Source organism: Thiocapsa sp. (assembly GCF_022340925.1).
Classification (GTDB): Bacteria; Pseudomonadota; Gammaproteobacteria; order Chromatiales; family Chromatiaceae; genus Thiocapsa.
On record NZ_JAJDNA010000011.1, the window covers coordinates 1 to 5084 of the forward strand.

The 5084-nt window shown below is 64.9% G+C and carries 4 protein-coding genes; 3 read left to right on the plus strand and 1 reads right to left on the minus strand.

Annotated features, from left to right (window positions below):
• The 3 genes from ppk1 to LJE61_RS01755 all read left to right on the plus strand — a co-directional run.
• Positions 1-1257, plus strand: a 1257-nt coding sequence (gene ppk1 / locus LJE61_RS01745; protein WP_296917237.1) for a polyphosphate kinase 1, incomplete at its 5' end; no start/stop codon positions are given.
• Positions 1258-1527: 270 nt separating this feature from the next.
• Complete coding sequence (locus tag LJE61_RS01750; RefSeq protein ID WP_296917239.1) at positions 1528-2670, plus strand: zinc-binding metallopeptidase family protein; 1143 nt, start codon at positions 1528-1530, stop codon at positions 2668-2670.
• Between the two features lie 169 nt (positions 2671-2839).
• Positions 2840-4204: a DUF4139 domain-containing protein gene (locus LJE61_RS01755; RefSeq protein WP_296910680.1), complete on the plus strand. Its 1365-nt coding sequence runs from the start codon at positions 2840-2842 to the stop codon at positions 4202-4204.
• On the opposite strand, the gene LJE61_RS01760 is transcribed toward LJE61_RS01755, so the two are convergent.
• A partial coding sequence (locus tag LJE61_RS01760) for an efflux RND transporter permease subunit (protein WP_296917241.1) occupies positions 4194-5084 on the minus strand: 891 nt, incomplete at its 5' end. The two genes, LJE61_RS01755 and LJE61_RS01760, sit on opposite strands and share 11 nt — an antisense overlap.

Below are 5084 nucleotides of genomic sequence, written 5' to 3' on the forward strand. Positions count from 1 at the left end.
CTGCGCGACCTCTTCGAGCTGGCCGCGATCGACATTCCGGAGCTGCACGACAAGACCCATCGCGCCGTCGATCATCCGCTCCTCGCGAACGACCGGCGCAACATCTTCCACATCATCCGCGAGAACGGGCCGATTCTGCTGCAGCATCCCTACCAGGCGTTCAGCACCTCGGTGGAGCGCTTCCTGCGCACCGCGGCCGAGGACCCCAAGGTGCTCGCGATCAAGATGACCCTGTACCGCACTTCGGCCGGGCCGATCCTGGATTCGCTCATCCAGGCCGCGCGCAACGGCAAGCAGGTCGCGGTGCTGGTCGAGCTCAAGGCCCGCTTCGACGAGGCCGCCAACATCGTCTGGGCGCGCCGGCTGGAGGCCGAGGGCATCCACGTCAACTATGGCGTGATGGGACTCAAAACCCACAGCAAGCTCATCTTTGTCGTGCGGCGCGACTACTCCCAGCTGCGCCGTTACTATCACATTGGCACCGGGAACTATCATTCGGGCACCGCCAAGCTCTATACCGACCTCGGGATGCTGGGCTGCGATGAGGACATCGGCCAGGATCTCACCGAGCTGTTCAACTACCTGACCGGCTACTCGCCACCGCCGAGCTACCGCAAGATCCTGGCCGCGCCCTACACGCTCAAGCGCGGGCTGATCGAGAAGATCAACCGCGAGATCGAGCGCCACAAGCACCACGGCGACGGCCTCATCCAGATGAAGATGAATGCGCTGGAGGACGCCGAGATCACGCGCGCGCTTTACAAGGCCACCCGCGCCGGGGTCCAGGTCGATCTGATCGTGCGCGACACCTGTCGTTTCAGACCCGGACTGCCCGGAGTCAGCGAGACGGGCCGTGTGGTCAGCATCGTCGGTCGTTTCCTGGAGCATGCGCGGATCATCTACTTCAGGAACGGCGGCGAGGAGGAGTACTACATCGGCTCGGCCGACATGATGGGCCGGAATCTGGACAGTCGTGTCGAGGTCCATGCGCCGGTCGAGAACCCGGAGCTCCGCCAGGAGCTGCGTCTCATCCTCGACGTGCAGTTCGCCGACACCCGCTCGGCCTGGGACATGGACGCGGACGGGCACTACAGGCAACGCGTCCCCGAAGACGAGAGTGCCAAGGGGGCCCAGGAGACCCTCATCGGGGTCGCCGAGAAGCGCCTCGCCGCCGCCGCCAAGCACAAGGAGAAGAAGGTCCGATCAAAGCTCCTAAGCCATTTCCAGTGGCGACTGCGCGAAAAGAACCTGCGATGACCTGACGGAGGCCGGCTACACTGTCTGCGCGAACCGGTTGCGTGACCTTAAGCCGCTGGTGGGAGACTAGGGCGCAATCCCCTCCGTTCTGCTTCGTTGGTTGATGGGCCTGGCCTACGCCCTTGGACTCCGGCGCGAGACGCTTGCACGCCGCTGTCGCTCTCACCCGCAGGAAGCCTGAGCCGCGGCACGGACCCCGCAACCATGTGGTTGCCTTGGCCGACGCAACGGGGAATACTCCGAGGCGTTGGTCCCTCTAAGCCGATCCCGATGAAGACCTTCGCCTGCCAGTCCTGCGGCCAGCCCGTGTTCTTCGAGAACGTGCACTGCACGCGTTGCGGCGCGCCGCTCGGCTTTCTTCCGGACCGGTTGCAGCTCTCGGCGCTCTTCTACATCGGCGACGGGATCTGGATGGCGCCCCTGGAGACAGGGCCCATGCACGAACGGCCGCCGGGGCTCCTCGACAGACTGTTCCACGCCCGGGCGCATCCCGCCGCGACCCGTTCGACTGCGGGGCACTATCGAAAATGCGTCAATTATGCCGAGCACAACGTCTGCAACTGGATGGTGCCCGCCGAAAGCCCTGATGAGTTCTGTCCGGCGTGCGCCCCGAACCGGACCATTCCCAACCTGAGCCGCCCCGGGAACTGGGAGAAATGGTCGAGGATCGAGCACGGTAAGCATCGAATGGTGTACGGACTGCTGCGCCTCGGCTTGCCGTTCGAGACCAAATGGCAGAACCCCGGCCAGGGTCTCGCCTTCGACTTCCTGTGCAGTCATGACGCGCTGGGCGACAAGCCTGTCATCACGGGTCACCTCGACGGCCTCATTACGATCAACCTCGACGAGGCGGATGCGGCCCTGCGCGAGCGGGTGCGGCTGGACATGGACGAGCGGTATCGCACCCTCGTCGGCCATTTTCGGCACGAGATCGGACACTACTACTGGGATCTGCTGATTCGCGACCGCGGCGGCCTGGATGCGTTTCGGGCGCTGTTTGGCGACGAGCGTGTCGATTACGGCAGTGCCCTCACAAGCTACCACAGCTTCGGCCCCCCGCCGGACTGGGAGAGCCGCTTTATCACCCCCTATGCCAGCGCCCATCCCTGGGAGGATTGGGCCGAGACCTGGGCCCACTACATGCATATCGTCGACACCTTGGAGACCGCGGAGCACTTCGGTATCACGGTCGAATGGCCGCAGCCCGACGGCGGGTTGGCGATCGCGGACCCCAACTTCGATCCGTACGACCTCAGCCGCTTCGAGCCGATCATCGAGCACTGGCTCCCCCTGACGTTTGCGATCAACAGCATCAATCGCAGCATGGGGCAGCAGGATCTCTACCCGTTCGTCTTGTCTCAACCGGCACTCGACAAGATGGCCTTCGTCCACCGCACCATCATCGCCAACTGACCGGTCCCGCCGACAGATTCGCCGCTGAATCCGACCGACCGATCACGCCCCCGAGGGTCTCATGACTGCGGAATCCGCCCGATCCCATCCCCGACGCTTGCGCTCGACTGCGGCGGCCGCTGCGGCCCTCACGGCGAGTCTGGTTCTTTCTGCCTCAATCGGAGTTGCCATGGATCAGGAACAACGTGTCGATGACTCAGACCAGGAGTCGCTGGCGGTCACCATCTACAATGCCGATCTCGCCTTGGTCAAGGACACGCGACAGGTAACCCTGGAGCAGGGAGAGAATCGCCTCGCGTGGCGCAATGTCTCGGTTCGGATCCGCCCCGAGACGGCGCTGCTCAGCGAAACCTCCGGCCAGCTCGCATTCAGTCTGCTCGAGCAGAATTTCGATTTCGACCTGCTGACCCCGGAGAGCCTGCTCGACAAGTATGTCGGACGGACCGTCCAGGTGATTCGATCCAACGATGCCGGGGAGCGGACGGTCGAGGACGCCATCGTGTTGGCCGCCAGCCAGGGCCCGGTCCTGCGCTATGCGGATCGCATCGAGACCCGGGTGGTCGGGCATCTCGCCTTCCCCGATGTTCCCGATGACCTGCGCGACCAGCCGACGCTGGTCCTGCATCTGAACGCCGTGAGCGGGGGCCCCGGTCTGTTCGAGCTCTCCTATCTGACCGGCGGCCTTTCATGGAAGGCCGACTATGTCGCGGACCTCGCCGCGGGTGGCGGACACATGGACCTCAACGGCTGGGTGACGCTCACCAATGAAAGCGGCATCGCCTACCGGCGGACTCAGGTGCAGTTGGTGGCCGGCGAAGTGCACCAGGTCGTGGAGGCGCTGCCGCGGCCTATGAGGGCGCGCGGCCTCACCGTCCTGAATGAGGCCCCGATGCCGGAGGAAGAGAGTCTCGCCGAATATCATCTCTACACCTTGCCCCGCCCGACCGATATCCTCAACAACCAGACCAAGCAGGTTGCGCTCCTGCGCGCACCAGCGGTGCCGATCACCCGGGAGCTCGTCGTGCGGGGCCAGCCCCATGACTATGAGACACGCTCGGCGGATGGCTGGTCCAAGCTGCCGGTGGTGGCAACGCTGAGCTTCGAGAACAGGGACGGGAGCCTTGGGATCCCCCTCCCCAAGGGCGTGGTCCGTGTCTACGCGAAGGACAGCCGGGGTCATGCCCAGTTCGTAGGCGAAGACGCCATCGACCACACCCCGAAGAACGAGACCGTCAGAGTCCAGCTTGGCGAGAGCTTCGACGTGACCGCTCGCCGTCGACAGACCGAGCTCAAGAAACTTGCCGGAACGAGCGCCTACGATTACGCCTATGAGGCCGCGTTCGAGCTCGAGATCAAGAACGCGAAGGACCAGCCCCTTTCAGTCAAGGTGCTCGAACGCATTCCCGGCGACTGGACCATGCTGCACGAGACCCAGCCCCACACCAAGCTGGCTTCCAACCTCGCGTCCTGGCTGATCGAGGTCCCGGCCGAAGGCTCGACGACATTGAGCTGGGGGGTCCAGGTCAGGCACTGACCCGGGATCCCACCATGCGCCGGTGCGCGAGCAGATAGATCGCCGGGATCACGAACAGGCTCAGCAGGGGCGCGGTGATCATGCCACCGACCATGGGTGCGGCGATGCGCCGCATGACCTCCGATCCGACCCCCGCCCCCAGGATGATCGGGAGCAGGCCGGCGAAGATCGTGGCCACGGTCATGGCCTTGGGCCGGATCCGCATGACCGCGCCCTCGATGATGGCGCCGACCAGATCCCCCTCGTCGCGCAGGCGCCCCTGCACGCGATACTGCCTCACCGCGTTGTTGAGGTAGACCAGCATGATGACGCCGAACTCCGCGGCCACCCCGGCCAGGGCGATGAATCCCACGGCGACGGCCACCGACAGGTTGTAACCGAGGAGATAGATGAGCCAGGCCCCACCCACGAGCGCAAAGGGCAGCGACAGCATCACCAGCAACGCCTCGCCGGTCGAGCGGAAGGTGAGATAAAGGAGGAGCAAGATGATCGCCAGGGTGACCGGCACCACCTGCGCGAGCCTGGCCTGGGCGCGCAGCATGTATTCATACTGACCGGACCAGGCGATCGAATAGCCCGGCGGCAGCTTGACCCGGTCGCGCACCACCGCCTGGGCGTCCGCGATATAGCGCCCCAGATCGCGTCCCCGGATATCGACGAAGACCCAGCCGTTGAGACGGGCATTCTCGCTGCGGAGCATGTCGGGCCCGTCGACGATGACCACCTCCGCGATCTGACCCAAGGGGATATGTGCACCGGTCGGCGTGACGATCGGCAGCTCGCGCAGCTTTTGCAGGTCGTCGCGCCGCTCGCGGGGGAAGCGGACGTTGACCGGATAGCGTTCCAGCCCCTCAACCGTCCGGGTGACCGTGACGCCCCC